2 tRNA genes and 1 rRNA gene are annotated in these 509 nt (G+C 48.9%); all 3 read left to right on the top strand.

Annotated elements, in window-relative coordinates:
* Nucleotides 1-10 precede the first annotated feature (10 nt).
* The 3 genes from rrf to KQI71_RS12290 all read left to right on the top strand — a co-directional run bounded on the left by rrf (nt 11) and on the right by KQI71_RS12290 (nt 339).
* A 5S ribosomal RNA gene (gene rrf / locus KQI71_RS12300) occupies nt 11-128 on the top strand.
* Between the two features lie 4 nt (nt 129-132).
* Nucleotides 133-205: transfer RNA gene (locus tag KQI71_RS12295), tRNA-Ala, on the top strand.
* Nucleotides 206-265: 60 nt separating this feature from the next.
* Nucleotides 266-339 (top strand) — tRNA-Ile (locus KQI71_RS12290).
* Nucleotides 340-509: the final 170 nt, after the last annotated feature.

Raw genomic sequence — 509 nt, 5'->3', positions numbered from 1 at the left:
AATAGAAATTTCCGGTGGCGATGCGCGTCGGGGTCACACCCGTTCCCATCCCGAACACGATGGTTAAGACTGACGCGGCCGACAATACTTGGCTGGAGACGGCCCGGGAAGATAGGTGGTTGCCGGATTTATGGGGGATTAGCTCAGTTGGGAGAGCGCCTGCCTTGCAAGCAGGAGGTCACGAGTTCGAATCTCGTATTCTCCACTTGAATGAGGAATCATTCATAATTACATAGGAGGGTCGTGGAAACGGCCAGAGCCGAATGGGCTTGTAGCTCAGGTGGTTAGAGCGCACGCCTGATAAGCGTGAGGTCGGTGGTTCGAGTCCACTCAAGCCCATAGGGAAGAACAAGAATGTTTGACCCGAAGCAGGAAGAGTTCCTGCGGATTGTACCTTGAAAACTTCATACAAGATTTAAGATAGAATTCATTTTCAGAGATGAAAATGAGTCAAGACATCAAATTTCATCGTAAGAGATAGAAAGAAAACACATGACCCGCTGATGTAA

The sequence above is a fragment of the Anaerostipes sp. MSJ-23 genome, from assembly GCF_018918155.1.
In the GTDB taxonomy this organism is placed as follows: domain Bacteria; phylum Bacillota; class Clostridia; order Lachnospirales; family Lachnospiraceae; genus Anaerostipes.
Note: the sequence above shows the minus strand (reverse complement) of the source record. Positions and strands in the feature narration are given on the sequence as shown.